General features: G+C 69.7%; 15 protein-coding genes. 9 read left to right on the plus strand and 6 right to left on the minus strand.

The window, feature by feature from the left end; translation table 11 throughout:
* The first annotated feature begins 115 nt into the window (after nucleotides 1-115).
* The 8 genes from ccrA (at nucleotide 116) to ACWD04_RS10780 (ending at nucleotide 10,183) form a co-directional block, all read left to right on the plus strand.
* Nucleotides 116-1,489, plus strand: coding sequence for a crotonyl-CoA carboxylase/reductase (ccrA, locus tag ACWD04_RS10745; protein WP_451130290.1), 1,374 nt, complete (start codon nucleotides 116-118; stop codon nucleotides 1,487-1,489).
* Nucleotides 1,490-1,497: 8 nt separating this feature from the next.
* On the plus strand, nucleotides 1,498-3,510 hold the full coding sequence (locus ACWD04_RS10750; protein WP_451130292.1) for a protein meaA: 2,013 nt from the start codon (nucleotides 1,498-1,500) through the stop codon (nucleotides 3,508-3,510).
* Complete coding sequence (locus tag ACWD04_RS10755; protein WP_451130294.1) at nucleotides 3,507-4,481, plus strand: HpcH/HpaI aldolase/citrate lyase family protein; 975 nt, start codon at nucleotides 3,507-3,509, stop codon at nucleotides 4,479-4,481. The genes ACWD04_RS10750 and ACWD04_RS10755 overlap by 4 nt, the downstream gene beginning before the upstream one ends.
* Before the next feature lie 2 nt (nucleotides 4,482-4,483).
* Complete coding sequence (locus ACWD04_RS10760) at nucleotides 4,484-5,017, plus strand: MaoC family dehydratase (RefSeq protein WP_451130296.1); 534 nt, start codon at nucleotides 4,484-4,486, stop codon at nucleotides 5,015-5,017.
* The gene (locus tag ACWD04_RS10765; protein WP_451130298.1) at nucleotides 5,014-6,219 is read left to right on the plus strand and encodes an acyl-CoA dehydrogenase family protein; all 1,206 of its coding nucleotides are present in this window, start codon (nucleotides 5,014-5,016) and stop codon (nucleotides 6,217-6,219) included. Before ACWD04_RS10760 ends, ACWD04_RS10765 begins: the two co-directional genes overlap by 4 nt.
* Nucleotides 6,220-6,401: 182 nt before the next feature.
* The gene (locus ACWD04_RS10770; RefSeq protein ID WP_451130300.1) at nucleotides 6,402-7,049 is read left to right on the plus strand and encodes a phosphatidylserine decarboxylase; all 648 of its coding nucleotides are present in this window, start codon (nucleotides 6,402-6,404) and stop codon (nucleotides 7,047-7,049) included.
* Between the two features lie 22 nt (nucleotides 7,050-7,071).
* On the plus strand, nucleotides 7,072-7,890 hold the full coding sequence (gene pssA, locus ACWD04_RS10775; protein WP_451130553.1) for a CDP-diacylglycerol--serine O-phosphatidyltransferase: 819 nt from the start codon (nucleotides 7,072-7,074) through the stop codon (nucleotides 7,888-7,890).
* A 160-nt stretch (nucleotides 7,891-8,050) separates the two neighbouring features.
* Nucleotides 8,051-10,183 (plus strand): SpoIIE family protein phosphatase, encoded by a 2,133-nt coding sequence (locus ACWD04_RS10780; RefSeq protein ID WP_451130302.1) that lies wholly within the window; start codon nucleotides 8,051-8,053, stop codon nucleotides 10,181-10,183.
* A gap of 342 nt (nucleotides 10,184-10,525) precedes the next feature.
* Here ACWD04_RS10780 and ACWD04_RS10785 read toward each other — a convergent pair whose 3' ends face one another.
* Genes ACWD04_RS10785 through ACWD04_RS10805 form a run of 5 tightly spaced genes read right to left on the minus strand, consistent with a single transcriptional unit; the run spans nucleotide 10,526 to nucleotide 15,356 of the window.
* Nucleotides 10,526-11,779 carry an ABC transporter substrate-binding protein gene (locus tag ACWD04_RS10785; RefSeq protein WP_451130304.1) on the minus strand — a complete coding sequence of 418 codons (1,254 nt, stop codon included), beginning with the start codon at nucleotides 11,777-11,779 and terminating at the stop codon, nucleotides 10,526-10,528.
* The gene (locus tag ACWD04_RS10790) at nucleotides 11,776-12,906 is read right to left on the minus strand and encodes a branched-chain amino acid ABC transporter permease (RefSeq protein WP_451130306.1); all 1,131 of its coding nucleotides are present in this window, start codon (nucleotides 12,904-12,906) and stop codon (nucleotides 11,776-11,778) included. Before ACWD04_RS10790 ends, ACWD04_RS10785 begins: the two co-directional genes overlap by 4 nt.
* Entirely contained in the window at nucleotides 12,899-13,789 is an 891-nt protein-coding gene (locus ACWD04_RS10795; RefSeq protein ID WP_387383679.1) for a branched-chain amino acid ABC transporter permease, read from the minus strand. The genes ACWD04_RS10790 and ACWD04_RS10795 overlap by 8 nt, the downstream gene beginning before the upstream one ends.
* Nucleotides 13,786-14,562 carry an ABC transporter ATP-binding protein gene (locus tag ACWD04_RS10800; protein WP_451130309.1) on the minus strand — a complete coding sequence of 259 codons (777 nt, stop codon included), beginning with the start codon at nucleotides 14,560-14,562 and terminating at the stop codon, nucleotides 13,786-13,788. The genes ACWD04_RS10795 and ACWD04_RS10800 overlap by 4 nt, the downstream gene beginning before the upstream one ends.
* Complete coding sequence (locus tag ACWD04_RS10805) at nucleotides 14,559-15,356, minus strand: ABC transporter ATP-binding protein (RefSeq protein ID WP_451130311.1); 798 nt, start codon at nucleotides 15,354-15,356, stop codon at nucleotides 14,559-14,561. The genes ACWD04_RS10800 and ACWD04_RS10805 overlap by 4 nt, the downstream gene beginning before the upstream one ends.
* Before the next feature lie 184 nt (nucleotides 15,357-15,540).
* Here ACWD04_RS10805 and ACWD04_RS10810 point away from each other — a divergent pair, with 184 nt between their 5' ends.
* Nucleotides 15,541-16,296, plus strand: a complete 756-nt coding sequence (locus tag ACWD04_RS10810) for a PucR family transcriptional regulator (protein ID WP_451130313.1) — start codon at nucleotides 15,541-15,543, stop codon at nucleotides 16,294-16,296.
* Nucleotides 16,297-16,332: 36 nt separating this feature from the next.
* Here the strand turns inward: ACWD04_RS10810 and ACWD04_RS10815 are convergent, their stop codons facing one another.
* Nucleotides 16,333-17,448: a glycerate kinase gene (locus tag ACWD04_RS10815; protein WP_451130315.1), complete on the minus strand. Its 1,116-nt coding sequence runs from the start codon at nucleotides 17,446-17,448 to the stop codon at nucleotides 16,333-16,335.
* Nucleotides 17,449-17,458 lie beyond the last annotated feature (10 nt).

Below are 17,458 nucleotides of genomic sequence, written 5' to 3' on the forward strand. Positions count from 1 at the left end.
GAGCACCACCGCCGAACCGACGGCACACCTCCACACCGCACCGCTCCCCCTGACCCCAGGGGTCCTCCGAGCGTTTCCCTCGACGCCGGAGACCCGATCTGCCGGAGGCATCACCGTGAAGGAAATCCTGGACGCGATCCAATCGCAGGACAGCACGACCGCTGACTTCGTGGCCCTGTCCATCCCCGAGTCGTACCGCGCGGTGACCGTGCACAAGGACGAGACCGAGATGTTCGCCGGTCTCACCACCCGCGACAAGGACCCGCGTAAGGCGTTGCACCTGGACGAAGTGCCCGTGCCCGAACTCGGACCCGGCGAGGCGCTCGTGGCCGTTATGGCCAGCTCGGTGAACTACAACTCCGTCTGGACCTCCATCTTCGAGCCGCTGTCGACCTTCGGCTTCCTGGAGCGCTACGGAAAGCTCAGCGAGCTCACCAAACGCCACGACCTGCCCTACCACGTCATCGGTTCCGACCTGGCGGGTGTCGTCCTGCGCACCGGCCCCGGCGTCAACGCCTGGACCCCCGGTGACGAGGTCGTCGCGCACTGCCTCTCGGTCGAGCTGGAGTCCTCCGACGGCCACAACGACACGATGCTCGACCCGGAGCAGCGCATCTGGGGCTTCGAGACCAACTTCGGCGGCCTGGCGGAGATCGCACTGGTCAAGTCCAACCAGCTGATGCCGAAGCCTAAGCACCTCAGCTGGGAGGAGGCCGCGGCTCCCGGCCTGGTCAACTCCACCGCGTACCGTCAGCTCGTCTCACGCAACGGCGCGGGCATGAAGCAGGGTGACAACGTGCTGATCTGGGGCGCCAGCGGCGGACTCGGCTCCTACGCGACACAGTTCGCGCTGGCCGGCGGCGCCAACCCGATCTGTGTAGTCTCCAGCGACCAGAAGGCGGAGATCTGCCGGAAGATGGGCGCGACCGCGATCATCGACCGCAACGCCGAGGACTACAGGTTCTGGAAGGACGAGCACCACCAGGACCCGCGCGAGTGGAAGCGCTTCGGCAAGCGCATCCGTGAACTGACCGGCGGCGAGGACGTGGACATCGTCTTCGAGCACCCGGGCCGCGAGACCTTCGGTGCGAGTGTGTACGTCACCCGCAAGGGCGGCACCATCGTCACCTGCGCCTCTACCTCGGGCTACAACCACGAGTACGACAACCGCTACCTGTGGATGTCCTTGAAGAGGATCGTGGGCTCGCACTTCGCCAACTACCGCGAGGCGTGGGAGGCCAACCGGCTGGTGGCCAAGGGCAAGATCCATCCGACGCTCTCCAAGGTCTACTCCCTGGAGGACACCGGCCAGGCCGCGTACGACGTGCACCGCAACCTCCACCAGGGCAAGGTCGGCGTGCTCGCGCTGGCGCCCCGCGAGGGCCTGGGCGTGCGCGACACGGAGCTGCGCGAGCAGCACATCGACGCCATCAACCTGTTCCGCGACGCGTCAGCGGAACGGGCCATCCCATCCAGCCCCAACCTCTGAGGCCGACGATGACCGAACGTCAGAAGGACCGGCCGTGGCTCATGCGGACGTACGCCGGTCACTCGACCGCGGAGATGTCCAACGAGCTCTACCGGCGCAATCTCGCCAAGGGCCAGACAGGTCTCTCGGTCGCCTTCGATCTGCCTACGCAGACCGGCTACGACCCCGACCACGTCCTCGCCCGCGGCGAGGTGGGCCGGGTCGGGGTCCCCGTCTCGCACCTCGGTGACATGCGGCGGCTGTTCCGGGACATCCCCCTGGAGCAGATGAACACCTCGATGACGATCAACGCCACCGCGATGTGGCTGCTGGCGCTCTACCAGGTCGTCGCCGAGGAACAGGGCGCCGATGCCGACAAACTGCAGGGCACGACGCAGAACGACATCGTGAAGGAGTACCTGTCGCGCGGGACGCACGTCTTCCCGCCGGGTCCTTCGCTGCGGCTGACGACCGACATGATCACGTACACGGTCAACCGCATCCCGAAGTGGAACCCGATCAACATCTGCAGCTACCACCTGCAGGAGGCCGGGGCCACGCCGGTCCAGGAGATCGCGTACGCCATGTCGACGGCCGTCGCGGTCCTCGACGCGGTGCGCGACTCCGGTCAGGTGCCCGTGGAGAGGTTCGGCGATGTCGTCGCCCGTATCTCCTTCTTCGTGAACGCGGGAGTCCGCTTCATCGAGGAGATGTGCAAGATGCGCACATTCGGCCACATCTGGGACCGGATCACGCGCGAGCGGTACGGCATCGCCGACCCCAAGCAGCGCCGGTTCCGCTACGGCGTGCAGGTCAACTCCCTGGGGCTGACCGAGGCGCAGCCGGAGAACAACGTCCAGCGCATCGTGCTGGAGATGCTGGCCGTCACCCTCTCCAAGGACGCCCGGGCCCGCGCCGTACAGCTGCCTGCCTGGAACGAGGCACTGGGGCTACCGCGTCCGTGGGACCAGCAGTGGTCGCTCCGCATCCAGCAGGTGCTTGCGCACGAGAGCGATCTGCTGGAGTACGAGGACATCTTCGCCGGTTCGCACGTCATCGAGGCCAAGGTCGACGAGCTGGTCACCGAGTCGCTGGCGGAGTTCGACAGGATCCAGCAGATGGGCGGAGCGATGGCCGCCGTGGAGTCGGGCTATCTCAAGTCGGAGCTCGTCTCCTCACACGCCACGCGGCGGGCCCGGATCGAGAGCGGCGAGGAGAAAGTCGTCGGCGTCAACATCCACGAGACGACCGAGCCCAACCCGCTGACCGCCGACCTGGACACGGCCATCATGACGGTGGACCCCGAGAACGAGGCCCGGGTCGTCGCCGCGCTGCACGAGTGGCGCGACAACCGCGACGAGGCCCGGGCCACGGAGGCGCTGTCGGCCCTCAAGAAGGCCGCGGCGGGCACCGCGAACATGATGGCGGCGACCGTCGAGTGCGCACGGGCCGGCGTCACCACCGGTGAGTGGTCCTGGGCGCTGCGCGACGTGTTCGGCGAGTTCCGGGCACCGACGGGCGTCTCGTCCGCACCGGTGGCCGTCACCGCGGAGGCCGGTACCCCGCTGGCGGTGGTCCGCGAGAAGGTGGCCCGCACCGCCGGGGACCTGGGCGTCGGACGGCTGCGCCTGCTGGTCGGCAAGCCCGGCCTCGACGGGCACTCCAACGGCGCGGAACAGATCTCCGTACGCGCACGGGACGCCGGCTTCGAAGTCGTCTACCAGGGCATCAGGCTGACGCCCGAGCAGATCACCGACGCCGCGCTGGCCGAGGACGTGCACTGCGTCGGTCTTTCCATCCTGTCCGGCTCGCACGCCGAGCTGGTGCCGGACGTGCTGAACCGGCTGCGAGAGGCCGGTGCGCCGGACATCCCCGTGATCGTCGGCGGCATCATTCCCCCGGCCGACGCCCAGGCCCTCGTCTCCGCAGGCGTCGCCGCCGTCTTCACCCCGAAGGACTTCGGCATCACCGAGATCATCGGCCGTATCGTCGACGAGATCCGGAAATCAAACAAGCTCGACCCACTGGAGGTCCCCGCATGACCACGCCCACGACGCCCGTGAACCGGCTGCGTCCGCGCCGCTCCTGCCTCGCCGTACCCGGCTCGAACCCGCGGTTCCTGGAGAAGGCCCAGGGCCTGCCGGCCGACCAGGTGTTCCTGGACCTCGAGGACGCCTGCGCGCCGCTCGCCAAGGAGGGCGCCCGGCACCACATCGTCGACGCCCTGAACAACGGCGACTGGACCGGCAAGACCCGGGTCGTGCGGGTGAACGACTGGACGACGCACTGGACGTACCGCGACGTCATCACGGTCGTGGAGGGCGCGGGCCCGAACCTCGACTGCATCATGCTGCCGAAGGTCCAGGACGCCCAGCAGGTCGTCGCACTGGACCTGCTGCTGACCCAGATCGAGAAGACGATGGGCTTCGAGGCCGGCCGGATCGGCATCGAGGCGCAGATCGAGAACGCCAAGGGCCTGGTGAACATCGACGACATCGCCGCCGCCTCGCCCCGGCTGGAGACCCTGATCTTCGGCCCGGCCGACTTCATGGCCTCGATCAACATGAAGACCCTGGTCGTCGGCCAGCAGCCGCCCGGCTACCCGGCGGACGCGTATCACTACATCCTGATGCGCATCCTGATGGCGGCCCGCACGCACGACCTCCAGGCCATCGACGGCCCGTTCCTCCAGATCCGCGACGTCGACGCGTACCGCGAGGTGGCGGGCCGTGCCGCGGCGCTGGGCTTCGACGGCAAGTGGGTGCTGCACCCCGGTCAGGTCGACGCCGCGAACGAGGTGTTCTCCCCCTCACAGGAGGACTACGACCACGCTGAGCTCATCCTCGACGCGTACGACTGGTGCACCTCGGAGGAAGGCGGCAGGAAGGGCTCGGCGATGCTCGGGGACGAGATGATCGACGAGGCCAGCCGCAAGATGGCCCTGGTCATCGCGGGCAAGGGCCGCGCGGCCGGCATGCAGCGCACCTCCAAGTTCGAAGCGCCGGAGGCCTGACCATGCAGTTCGGACGCACATACGAGGAGTTCGAGGTCGGTGCCGTCTACAAGCACTGGCCCGGAAAGACGGTCACCGAATACGACGACCACCTCTTCTGCCTGCTGACCATGAATCATCACCCGCTGCACATGGACAGCAACTACGCCGAGAAGACGACGGATTTCGGAAAGAACGTCGTCGTAGGCAACTACATCTACTCGTTGCTGCTCGGCATGTCGGTGCCGGACGTCTCCGGAAAGGCGATCGCGAATCTGGAGGTGGAATCCCTGAAGCACGTGGCGCCGACTTTCCACGGCGACACGATCTACGGCGAGACGACCGTGCTCGACAAGACGCCGTCGAGGTCCAGGAGCGACCGCGGCATCGTCTACGTGGAGACAAAGGGCTACAAGCAGGACGGCACGCTGGTCTGCGTGTTCCGTCGCAAGGTGATGGTCCCCACCGAGACGTACATCAAGGAGCGCGGCGGAGAGCAGCCCGGACGCCCCGAGCCCATCCAGCCGTCGAGCAAGAACGTGGAGAAGCAGTCATGAGCCGACTCGCGCAGACCGCCGGCCTGACGGATATCCAGCAGGAAATTCTCTCCACGGTCCGGGATTTCGTCGACAAGGAGATCATTCCCGTCGCGACCCAGCTGGAGCACCGCGACGAATATCCGACGGACATCGTCGAAGGGCTCAAGGGACTCGGCCTGTTCGGGCTGATGATCCCGGAGGAGTACGGCGGTCTGGGCGAGTCGCTCCTCACGTACGCGCTGTGCGTCGAGGAGATCGCCCGGGGCTGGATGAGCGTGTCCGGCATCATCAACACGCACTTCATCGTGGCGTACATGCTCAAGCAGCACGGCACGCAGGAGCAGAAAGACACGTTCCTGCCGCGGATGGCGCTGGGCGAGGTCCGTGGCGCGTTCTCGATGTCGGAGCCGGCCCTGGGGTCCGACGTCTCCGCGATCTCGTCCAAGGGCCTCAAGGACGGCGACGAGTACGTCCTCGACGGGCAGAAGATGTGGCTGACGAACGGCGGCACGTCCACGCTGGTCGCCGTCCTCTGCAGGAGTGACGAAGGACACCCTGCGGGCACGGCTCCGCACAAGTCGATGACGACGTTCCTGGTGGAGAAGGAGGCGGGCTTCGGAGAGGTCCGGCCCGGTCTCACGATCCCGGGGAAGATCGACAAGATGGGCTACAAGGGCGTCGACACGACAGAGCTCATCATGGACGGACTGCGCATTCCGGCCAATCGCGTACTCGGCGGCACCACCGGCCGGGGTTTTTACCAAATGATGGACGGCGTCGAGGTCGGTCGGGTCAATGTCGCCGCGCGTGGCTGTGGCGTCGCGCAACGTGCGTTCGAACTGGGTGTGTCATACGCCCAGCAGCGTCAGACCTTCGGAAAGCCGATCGCCCAGCACCAGGCGATCCAGTTCAAACTGGCTGAAATGGCCACGAAGGTCGAAGCCGCGCATGCAATGATGGTGAATGCGGCACGCAAGAAGGACTCCGGGGAGCGGAACGACCTGGAGGCAGGGATGGCGAAGTACCTCGCCTCCGAGTACTGCAAGGAAGTCGTCGAGGACGCCTTCCGCATCCACGGCGGCTACGGCTTCTCCAAGGAGTACGAGATCGAGCGCCTCTACCGCGAGGCCCCGATGCTGCTGATCGGTGAAGGTACCGCCGAGATCCAGAAAATGATCATCGGTCGCCGACTACTCGAGGAGTACCGATTTCAGGGCTGAAATGTCCCTTTCAAGGTGATCTGGTGGCGAAGAACATCACACCCGGTCAACCTCGTCCGGAGCCTTTCAGCTGTCCGACTCGGCTGCTGGCTTGCCCAGTTGCCGCTCGCACCCGATAGCATCGCGGGAAAGCCGCCGTCCCCCCGTTGCCGGCGCGGCATCCTCCGCTACGAAGGTCATCCATGCCCGACAGTCAGAACTCTGCACCACGCGGCGGGGTCCGCCTTGCGCGCGGAGCTTCGCCGTGGCTCCTCCCGACCGTCGCCACCGCGGCACTCAGCATCGCCCGGGCCCGCCGGTCCGGACGCTGGGCCGCCGTGGCCGTGCCCACCACCGCGCTCGCGGCGGGCATGCTGTGGTTCTTCCGTGACCCCGAGCGCGAGATCACCCAGGGCCGCGTCATCTCGCCGGCCGACGGCGTGGTGCAGAGCATCATGCCGTGGAAGGACGGGCGCACCCGCGTCGCGATCTTCATGAGCCCGCTGAATGTTCATGTCAACCGGGCTCCGCTGTCCGGCACCGTGACCTCGGTCGAGCACATCCCGGGTGGTTTCGTCCCGGCGTTCAACAAGGAGAGCGAGAACAACGAGCGCGTCGTCTGGCACTTCGACACCGAGCTCGGCGACATCGAGATGGTGCAGATCGCGGGAGCGGTCGCCCGTCGGATCGTTCCCTACATCCCGCAGGGCACGAAGGTGGAGCAGGGCGAACGCATCGGTCTGATCCGCTTCGGCTCGCGCGTGGACATCTATCTTCCGGAAGGTGTCGAGGTCGCGGTCGAGGTCGGCCAGGCCACCACCGCGGGGGTGACTCGAATTGACCGTGGTTGATCCCGACACCCAGGCGAGCTGGGTGCCCGAGGCCGAGGAGCAGGACGACACCGAGGACATGCCGCTCTCGATGCGGCTGTCGATAGCGGACACGCTCACCCTCGGTAACGCCACCTGCGGTTTCATGGCGGTGTACTTCACCACCACGGGGATCCTCATCCCGCACCTCACGGGCAGCGACGAGTCGGGCATGGCCAGGCACTCCGCGGCCACCGCGGTGATCCTCATGCTCCTGGCCGCCGTGTTCGACCTGTTCGACGGGCTCGTGGCGCGCAAGCTGCGTTCCTCCCCGATGGGCGCGGAGCTGGACAACCTCTCCGACCTGATCAGCTTCGGCCTCGCACCGGCCTACTTCGTACTGGTGTACGGAATGGTCGCGGACGACGCACACCAGCGGGTGTCGGCGCTCGCGGCTGTCGTGGTGTTGCTGGCGGTGGTGCTCAGGCTTGCGCGGTTCTCGTGCGTGACCTTGAAGGACGGCATGTTCCAGGGCATGCCGAGCCCCTTCGGAGCGCTCACGGTCGTCTCGATCGTGCTGCTCGAGCTGCCCTTCGTGCCGACGCTGCTCGCGATCATCGGAGTGGCATGGCTGATGGTCAGCCGGGTCGAGTACCCGAAGCCGCGAGGCGTTCTCGCGGTAGCGATGCTCAGCTGGATCGTGGCCGCGATGGGGCTCCTCGCCGCCTGGGCGTTCGACGCCCCCGGTGGCCAGCTGCTCCTCCAGACCGGCTGCGCGCTGCAGGTCGTCCTGGGGGCGGTGATCCCGCTCTTCGCCACGGCACGGCGGGTGAACACCTTCCGTGACAACCGGCGCGAGGCTCGGGCGGCGCAGCTCCCGTAACCCCGCGCGACACCCTGTGACGAGGGCCCGGATGCTCCCCGGCATCCGGGCCCTCGCGCGTGCCCGGGTCCTTGATGGTGATCACTCGCCGGCTTCTTCTCATGCGTGCCGTCTTCGGCAGCGGGTGCGGTGCCTCTTGCCACGGGGGAGGCTGGAGAGTGTGCAGGACCCAGCCGCCTCTGTCGCCGCAGGTTCGGGCACGGAGCTGCTGGACGGCGCCGTGGCCCACCTCGTGCACGAGACCGGCGCGTCGGTCGCGCTGCTGTATCTGCTGCCAGGGAAGGGCCGGCCGCTGCACCTGGCCGTGCTCGCCGGGGTGCCGGGCCAGCTGGCCACCCCGTGGACCCGGGTCCCGCTGTCCGCGCCGATGCCGGTGGCGGACGCCGTGCGTCTGGGCTGTCTGATCTGGCTCGGCAGCCAGGAGGAGCTGGCACACCGCTATCCGCGCGCCGCTCTCGTCCTGCCGTACCAGTTCGCGCTGGCCGCCGCCCCCATCCGTACCGGCACGGTTCAGCGAGGCGGACTGGTACTGCTGTGGCCGGGGTCCCACTCCCCGGAGCTGACATCCGCCGAGCGCGAGGCCGTCGCGAGAGGCTGCCACAACATCGGCACGCTTCTGCAACAGGCCGAGGCCGGCGGCTACCCGGTCGTTCCGGGATTCCTGCCACGGGTGCTGCCTCCGCCGGAGCCGCGCGAGCCGGACCCGGGCGAGGCCGCGGCGGCCGCTGCGTTCCTCGAGAGGCTGCCCGGCGGTAGCTGCACGCTTTCGCTCGACGGGAGAGTCACCTACCTCAACGACGCCGCCGCGGAGCTGCTGGGGGCCCGGGCGGACGACGTGTACGGCATGCTGCCCTGGGTGTCGCTCCCCTGGTTGCGTGACCCCGCCGTCGAAGATCACTACCGGGCCGCCGTCATCAGCCGGCAGCAGACGAGCTTCGCCGTGCTGCGGCCGCCGGACCAGTGGCTGGTTTTCCACCTGTTCCCGAACGCCACCGGGATCAGCGTCCGGATCCTGCCCACCTCGGAGCCCGGCCCCACGGAGGTCCCGGCCCCGACGCTGCCGCCGACGACGACCGTTCCCAGCCGGGCCACCGCGCTGTACCACCTGATGCATCTGGCGGCGACACTCACGGAAGCTGTGGGCACGCAGGATGTGATCGAGCTGGCCGCAGACCAGGTGATGCCCGCCTTCCGGATCCAGACCCTGATCATCATGACGTCGGCGGAGGGGCGGCTGCGGGTCGAGGGCCGACGGGGCAGCCGTCCCGCACTCATGGATCGCTTCGACGGTGCGCCCCTGACCTCGCCCACGCCCGCCGCGCACGTGCTGATGACGGGCATTCCCGCTTTCTACCCCACTCTCACCGAGCTGCAGCGGGCGTACCCGTCGGCGCGCCTCCGCAACGCCGTCGCCGCCTGCGCCTTCCTCCCGCTGATCGTTTCCGGGCGTCCGGTCGGCTCGCTGGTCCTCGCCTACGACTGGCCGCACCCCTTCGAGACCGGGGAACGCACTCTGCTCACCTCGATCGCGGGGCTGCTCGCCCAGGCGCTGGACCGCGCCCGCCTCTACGACACCAAGAACCGGCTCGCGCACAGCCTGCAGGCCCACCTCCTGCCTCACACCCTGCCCCGGATCCCCGGTCTGGACGTCGCGGCCCGCTATCTCCCGTCGACCCGGGGCATGGGCGTCGGCGGGGACTTCTACGACCTGATCCGGCTGGACGACACCACGGCCGCGGCGGCCATCGGCGACGTACAGGGCCACAACGAGAACGCCGCCGCGCTCATGGGACAGGTCCGCACCGCCGTGCACGCCTCCGCCGGCGCGCCCCCCGACGAGGTCCTCGCACGTACCAACCGTCTGCTGACCGATCTCGACCCCGGCCTGTTCACCAGCTGTCTCTACGTGCACCTCGACCTCGCGAGGCACCGCGCGCGCCTGGCCACCGCGGGCCATCCCGCACCGCTGATGCGGCAGCCTGACGGACAGACCGAGGTCCTCGACCTGCCGCCGGGCCTCCTGCTCGGCATCGACCCCACGTCCCGTTACCCGACGGCGGAGATCGCCCTGCCTCCCGGCGCGGGGCTCGCCCTGTACACCGACGGACTCGTGGAGGCGCCGGGCGTGGACTTCGAGGACGCCACCGCGGAGCTGGCCGCGCACTACGCCCTTGCCCTGGACCAGGACATGGAGTCCGTCGCCGACACGCTCGTGCGGTACGCGGAACAGTCCACGCCCGGCACCGACGACATCGCGCTGCTCCTCATCAACGCCTCGAGGCCGGAGGGCTGACGGCGGTCGGCACGGTGTTCTCCGCGGGTGGGGGTGTGGAGAGCCCTGGGGCGCCGAGGCGGTGGGGTTTCATCGGCACCCCAGGACGTTCAGGAGCGGCGAGCGCTGCACCCGGCGGCTTTCTCGTCGGTGACTTCATCCGTCGTCGCCTTTCATGGTGTAAGGCAGGCAGAGGATCATGGGAGCGCTCCCATCCGTTGTTCACATGAAGCCAGCGAGGCGGATGCGCTGTCAATGGGCATGACCATCTTCAGTTCTTGAAGCCGCATGGGGACATGCCGAGCCGGAGCAGGGGAACGGGTCCGGCCGGTCGGCCGGACCCGTTCCACGGAGCGTCAGGTGTCAGGGCTCGAGCGTGAAGGACTCGGCGGCCGGGGCAACCTCGGCCGGGCGGACCACCTTGAGGCCGCCAGGTGTCTCGGCGTCCGGTTTCATGACGACGGTCTGCCGGGTGGACGGTGCCGACGGGTCGGTGAAGTCGTGCGAGATCCCGAAGTCGGCGCCGAAGTCCTTGATGGTGAGCAGGGCCTTGTCGACGCCCTCACGGGTGAGGTCCTTCGACTCGCAGGCCGTCTTCAGCGCCTCGCCGAAGACGGACGCCGCGTTGTATCCGGCGATGACGCCGTTGTCGAGGCCGTCCTTCGGGTACTTGGCCCCGTAGGCTCTGGAAAGCTTCGCCGGGCCTGCTGCCGCGTCACCGATGGGCAGCGTGGAGGCGCCGACGTAGTAGTCCTTCTGCAGGGCCGCGCCCGCCTGGGTCGCCAGGAGCTGCGGGGCGTACGCGGAGTTGTTGCCGACGACCGGGACATCGAAGCCGGTGGCCGCGGCGACACCGACCAGGGAGGCCGCCTGGCGCGGACCCGCGCTGACGATGACCGCCTTCACGCCTGCCTGCTTGAGCGCGGAGACCTGGGCGGTCATGTCGTTGTCGGTCGGCTTGATCTTCTGCTCGACGACGGTGAGGCCCGCCTCCTGAGCCGCGTGCTTCGAGCCGGCCAGGGCGTTCTCGCCGTAGTCGCCCTCGAAGTACACATGGCCGATCTTGTCGCCCTCGGCGATGCGCTTCCCGTCGAGCAAAAAGTCGATCAGGTTGATCGTCTCGACGTCGTAGGTGGCGCCGATGACGCGGACGTACTTGGACCCGACGAGGTTCGCCGACCACGCCTGGGGCAGGACGATCCCCTTGTCCTGTCCGTCGATGCGCGACTCGACTGCGGAGACGAACGGGGAGCCGATGAACTGGGTGAAGCCCAGCACGTCCGGTTCGAGCTCGGTGTAGGCGCCGATCGCCTTCTGCGGGTCGTATCCGTGGTCACGGACGGTCAGTTCGATCTGCCGGTCGCAGATGCCGCCGGCCTTGTTCGTCTCCTCCACCCACAGCTGCTGGGCCTGGGTGACGCTCTTGCCCAGCGAGGCGTACACCCCGGTCATGTCGGTCAGGGCGCCTAGGGTGATCTTCGAGTCGGTGACACCCTCCCCGGTCTTCACGCCGTTCTTGTCAGCGGCGCCGCCGTCGGACGACTTCGCCTTCTCGCTGCATCCCGCGAGGGTGAGGGTGAGAGCCGCGGCAACGGCTCCTACAACGCGTAGCTTCATTTCTTCTTCTCCCCTGGAGTCTTCAGTCGCGCAATGCCGCCGGGCAGGAACAGGACGACCGCGACGACCGCGGCGCCGTACAGATAGCGGGACGCCTCGCCCGGTGCGATGCCGCCCGTACCAGGGGCGGACACCAACGGGAGGGAGTCGCTGTAGTGGGTGAGCACCTGCGGGAGCAGCGACACGAAGGCGGCGCCCATGACGGCTCCCGCGACGCTGCCCAGCCCGCCGATGACGATCATGGCGAGGTATTCGAGGGAAAGGATCATGCCGAAGTACTCGGGCACGGTCCGCTGGAAGACCAGCGCGAGCAGGACGCCCGCGAGGCCCGCGTACATCGAGGACAGGACGAAGACACCGGCCCGGTATCCGGCCACCGGCACCCCCATGACGCCTGCGGCGATCCGGTGGTCCCGGATGGCGTTGAGCGCCCTGCCGGGCCTGCCACGCAGCACGCCGCGTGCGAAGAGCCCGCCGGCCAGGAGCACGGCCAGTCCGAGGTACCAGAGCTTTTCGGAGGACTGGAAGGGCACTGCGGCGACGAGCACCTCGGTGTCGTCGAAGGTGAACCCGAAGAGTGAGAGGGGCGGCACCGGACGGCCGTTGAAACCGCCGGTGAGCGAGCCCGCGTTGAACAGCACGTGCTGGCCGATGAAGATCAGCGCGAGCGTGGCGATACCGAGGTAGGCGCCGCTCAGCCGCCCCGCGATCGGGCTGAAGAGTCCGCCCGCGGCGCCCGCCAGGAGCACGGCCAGGATGGCCGCGAGCCAGGTGGGCAGGCCGAGGCCGGTGAGGGTGTGCCCGTTCTCGGTGCTGCTCTCCCCCGCCAGGACGCAGTAGCCGTACGCGCCCACCGCGAGGAAGAAGGCGTGCCCCATGGAGAGCTGGCCGGTGGAGCCGGTGAGCAGGTTGAGCCCGATCGCCCCGATCGCGGCGGCCATGGCGAACAGTCCCGCCTGGAGCCAGAAGCGGTCCAGGTAGAACGGGAGCAGCAGGAGCAGGACGGAGCCTGCGAGCCAGAGACTGGGGGCGGGGCGGCGCAGCCGCCCCGCGAACGACGGTCCGGCGGCGGCAGCGGGTGCGGCCCCGGCGGCGTCCTTGGTGGCGTCCTTGGAGGCTTCAGACACGGGACAGCTCCTTCGTACCGAAGAGTCCCGCCGGCCGGACGAGCAGGACGACCACCATCACCAGGTACGGCGCGAGATCACCGATGCCTCGTCCGAGGAAGGAGAGGTCGCTCTGGTAGCCCGTGGCGAGCGACTCGGTGACTCCGACGACGAGCCCTCCGACGAGTGCCCCGGTCGTGGAGTCGAGGCCGCCGAGTATCGCGGCGGGGAACGCCTTGAGCGCGGCGAGTGAGGTGGCCCGTTCCAGGCCGGGGGTCGGGAACACCGTGAGGAAGAGCGCGGCGACGGCGGCGAGTGCGCCGGCGACCGCCCAGGCGGAGAGGGAGACCCGGCCGAGCCGGATGCCCATCAGCGCGGCGGTCTGCGGGTTCTCGGCCGCGGCCCGCATGGAGACGCCCCACGAGGTGAAGCGGAAGGCGAGCAGGAACACCGTGATGAGCAGCCCCGCGACCAGGAATGCCGCGATGCGGGTCTCGGCGAGGGTGACGCCCCCGATGGTGACGACGTCGTCGCCCCACGGGTCGCCCAGCGACATGACGTCCGTCCCCATCCGCCGGGTGAGTTCGGTGGTGAGGAGAATGTCGACGCCGATGGTGACGATGGCCAGAACGCTCTGGTCGCTCCCCCGGTAGCGGCGCATCACGAAGAACTCGACCGCCGAACCGACGACCGCCGCGCCCGCGATCCCGACGCCGAGCGCCGGCCAGAAGCCGATGTCGTCGTGGAGCACGGCGGTGACGTAGCCGCCCGCCAGGAGCAGCGAGGCGTGGGCGAAGTTGACGACTTCGGTCGCCTTGAAGATGACGACGAAGCCCAGCGCGATCAGTGCGTAGACCGAGCCGATGGACAGGCCGCCGAGGAGGAGCTCGATGAAGGTGGTCATTCCTGCGCCCCCAGGTAGGCCCGCACGACGGCCGGGTCGTTCTGGACCTCGGCGGGCGTGCCGCCCGCGATCCGGCGTCCGAAGTCGAGTACGGTCACGGCGTCCGCGAGCCGCATCACCACCCCCATGTCGTGTTCGACCATGACGATCGAGATGCCGAGGCTGTCGCGCACGCCGGCGACCACGGCCGCGGTGCGGCGGCGCTCCTCGGCGGTCATGCCCGCGATGGGCTCGTCCAGGAGCAGTACTCGGGGCTCCATACACAGGGCGCGGCCGAGCTCGACGAGCTTCTGCTTCCCGTACGGGAGGGCCCCGGCGGGGAAGCCGAGTTCCTTCTCCAGGCCGATGAACCCCGCGATCTCACGCACCCGTTCGAGATGCCGATGGGCCTCCCGGGTCGCGGAGGGCAGCCTCAGTCCAGAGGCCACGAAGCCGGCGCGGGTGAGCCGGTGCCGGCCGAGCATGAGGCTTTCGGTGACGGTGGCGTGCGGCGGCAGGGCCAGGTTCTGGAAGGTGCGGGCGACGCCGAGGTCGGCGATCTTGTGCGGGGCGAGGCCGGTGAGTTCGGTGTCACCCAGGTGCACGCTGCCCGAGGTGGCGCGGTACACGCCGGAGAGCACGTTGAAGGTGGTGGACTTGCCTGCGCCGTTGGGTCCGATGACGGCGTGCACGCTGCCCGGCTCGACGGTGAAGGACACCGCGTCGAGGGCGGTGAGCCCGGCGAAGCGTACGGTCACGTCGCGTACGGCGAGAGGGGCCGGGGCTGTCGTCACGCGGACCACCTGCTCAGGGCGCGGGGGACGCCTTCCGCCCGGGCCGCGTCCTCGGCGGCCGTCTCGTCGACGACGCCGAGGTAGCGGCGGCGTACCTCGTCGGAGGCTGCGAGCTCGTCGGCCGGGCCGTCGAGTGCGACCTCGCCGACGTCCAGGACGTACGCCGTGGAGCCGAGCCGCAGCGCGATGGCCGCGTTCTGCTCGACGAGCATGACGGAGGTGCCGCTCGCGTTGATCTCCTGGATCGTCTCGGCGATCTTCGCCGCCATCAGCGGGGCGAGGCCGAGGGACGGCTCGTCCAGCAGCAGCAGGCGGGGTCCGGCCATCAGGGCCCGGCCCATGGCCAGCATCTGCTGCTCTCCGCCGGACAGCAGACCGGCCCGCTGGTGCGCGCGTTCGGCGAGCACCGGGAACAGCTCGTGTACGCGGTGGAGGGCGGCGGCCGCTGCTTTGCGCCCGCCGCGTGCCCCGAGTGCGCCCGCCCGCAGATTGTCCGCCACCGTCATCCGCGCGAACACCTGTCGGCCTTCCGGTACCTGAATCACTCCCGCCGCCACCACCTGGGCGGGGCGGAGCCCGTCCAGAGGACGGCCGTCGAAGCGGATGGTGCCCGTGTGCGTGCCGCGGTGGAAGCCGAGGGTCCGCGATACGGCCCGCAGCAGCGTGGTCTTGCCGGCGCCGTTGCCACCGAGCACAGCGGTGATCGCGCCGGCGGGCACGTCGACGGAGACGTCGCGCAGTGCCCGTACCGGGCCGTAGCCCACGGACAGTTCGCGGATCTCGAGCGTTGCCATGCGTCCTCCTCCTTCCGACTGGTCGTCGTGGTGCCACAGACCAGCAGCGGGCGCGGCGCACGTCCACGGCCCCCGGCGCAATCGCTGCGGGTGACCAGTCTTCGAACGGCGCGGTTGTGCGGGTGCACAGAGGGAGGCGAAGCCCCGTGGTCCCCCGGCACGGCCGGTGGCATTCTCATCAGCCATGAGCGGCTCGGCTGCGGAACGGAGCGAAGAGATGCGGCGGCGCAGTGACGAGCGGGGCCGGGCGCTGCTCGACGCCCTGCTGGAGGGCCGGTCGGAGCCGGGCCTCGCGGCGCGCACGGCGAGCGGTCTGAATCTGCCGGAGCAGGGCCGCTACGCGGTGGCCGTGCTCCGGAACGGCGGAGGCGGGCCGGCGGGCGTGGCGATGGAGGCGGACGGGCTCCGGTTCTTCCGGCGGGAACGGGCGGACCGGGAGATCCTCGTCGTCGCCCTGGGTGACCGGGACCCGGCGGCGCTCGCCGCGCTGCTGGAGCGGTGGTGCCCGGGCGCCGGCGGAATCGGCCCGGTGGCCGACGGCCTGGGGGGACTGGGGGCCGCGCGCCGGCTGGCCGAGGTGGCGTTGCTGACCTGTCCGCCGGGCACGAGGGAGATCGTCCGGCTGGAGGATCGGCTGCCGGCGGCGCTGCTGGTGAGCCAGCCGGAGCTGTCGGCCCGGCTGGTCGCGGATGTCTTCGGCCCGCTGCTGGCGCTGGACCCGGCGGACCGGGCGCTGCTGGTCCGGACGCTCGAGGCGTGGCTGGAGTGCGGCGGGTCCGCGGGTCGGGCGGCGGGGCGGTTGTACTGCCACCGCAACACCGTGCTCAACCGTTTGCGGAGGATGGAGCGGCTGACCTCGCGGTCACTGTCACGGCCGCGCGAACTGATCGAGATGATGCTGGCGCTGGACGCGTTCAGACTGACGGCGCCGCAGCCGTGAGGGGATGCCGGGCGGGCACCCCCTCAAGGCCGTGCGTCAGGACAGCAGGTCGCGGGCGATCGCCTCGGCCGCGCGTTCCAGCAGCGGGCCGGCCTGGGCCATGCAGATGGCCGGGTCGGGTTCCAGGTCCGTCAGGGCGTAGGCACGCCGGATGCCCGCCCGGCCCAGTGCTTCCGGCGACAGGGCGAGGCGTCCGCATACGGCGACGGCCTCCACACCCGCGGCACGCGCCGCGGCCGCGACACCCGCAGGGGCCTTGCCGTGCAGGGTCTGCTCGTCGAGCGAGCCCTCGCCGGTGACGACGAGCGTGGCCTTGGCGAGCGCCGGGGCAAAGCCCAGGACGTCGAGCATGACCTCGATGCCGGGCCGGAAGCGTGCTCCCAGCGCGACCAGTGCGCCGTACCCGATGCCTCCGGCGGCGCCCGCTCCGGGCAGCGCGGCGGTCTCGGGTCCCAGCACCGACGCGTAGTGGACGAGCGCCGCGTCGAGGACCGCGACGTCGTCCTCGGTGGCGCCCTTCTGCCGTCCGTAGATCTCCGGGGCGCCCTTCGGGCCGGTCAGCGGGTTGTCCACATCGCTGGCCAGGATCAGGTCGATGTCCGCGAGGCGGGGGTCGAGCCCGGACAGGTCGGCCTCGGCCAACTCGGCGAGTGCTCCGCCGCCGGGACCGACGGGCTTGCCGTCGCCGTCCAGGAAACGCGCCCCGAGCGCGGCGAGCATGCCCGCCCCGCCGTCCGTCGTGGCACTCCCGCCTACGCCGAACACGATCGTCCGAGCGCCCGCGTCGAGCGCTGCCGCCAGCAGTTCCCCGGAGCCGTACGTGGTCGCCGTGAGCGGGGCGAACTCCCCTGCGGGCAGGTGCTGGAGGCCCGAGGCCTCGGCCATCTCCACGACGGCGGTGTCGTCACGCACCGCGTACCCGGCGGTGACCGGGGTGCCCAGCGGCCCGGTCACCCGTGCCTCGCGTCGTACGAATCCGGCGGCCACCGCCGCCGCGACCGTACCGTCACCGCCGTCCGCGACGGGCAGGATCTCCACCCGCAGCCCGGGGACGACACGCCGCAGCCCGGCCGTCACACGCTCCGCGACCTGTACGGCCGTCAGGGAGCCCTTGAACTTGTCCGCCGCCACGAGCACGTGGGGGGTCTCCATCACTGCTCCG

The organism is Streptomyces sp. NPDC002911 (assembly GCF_053591835.1).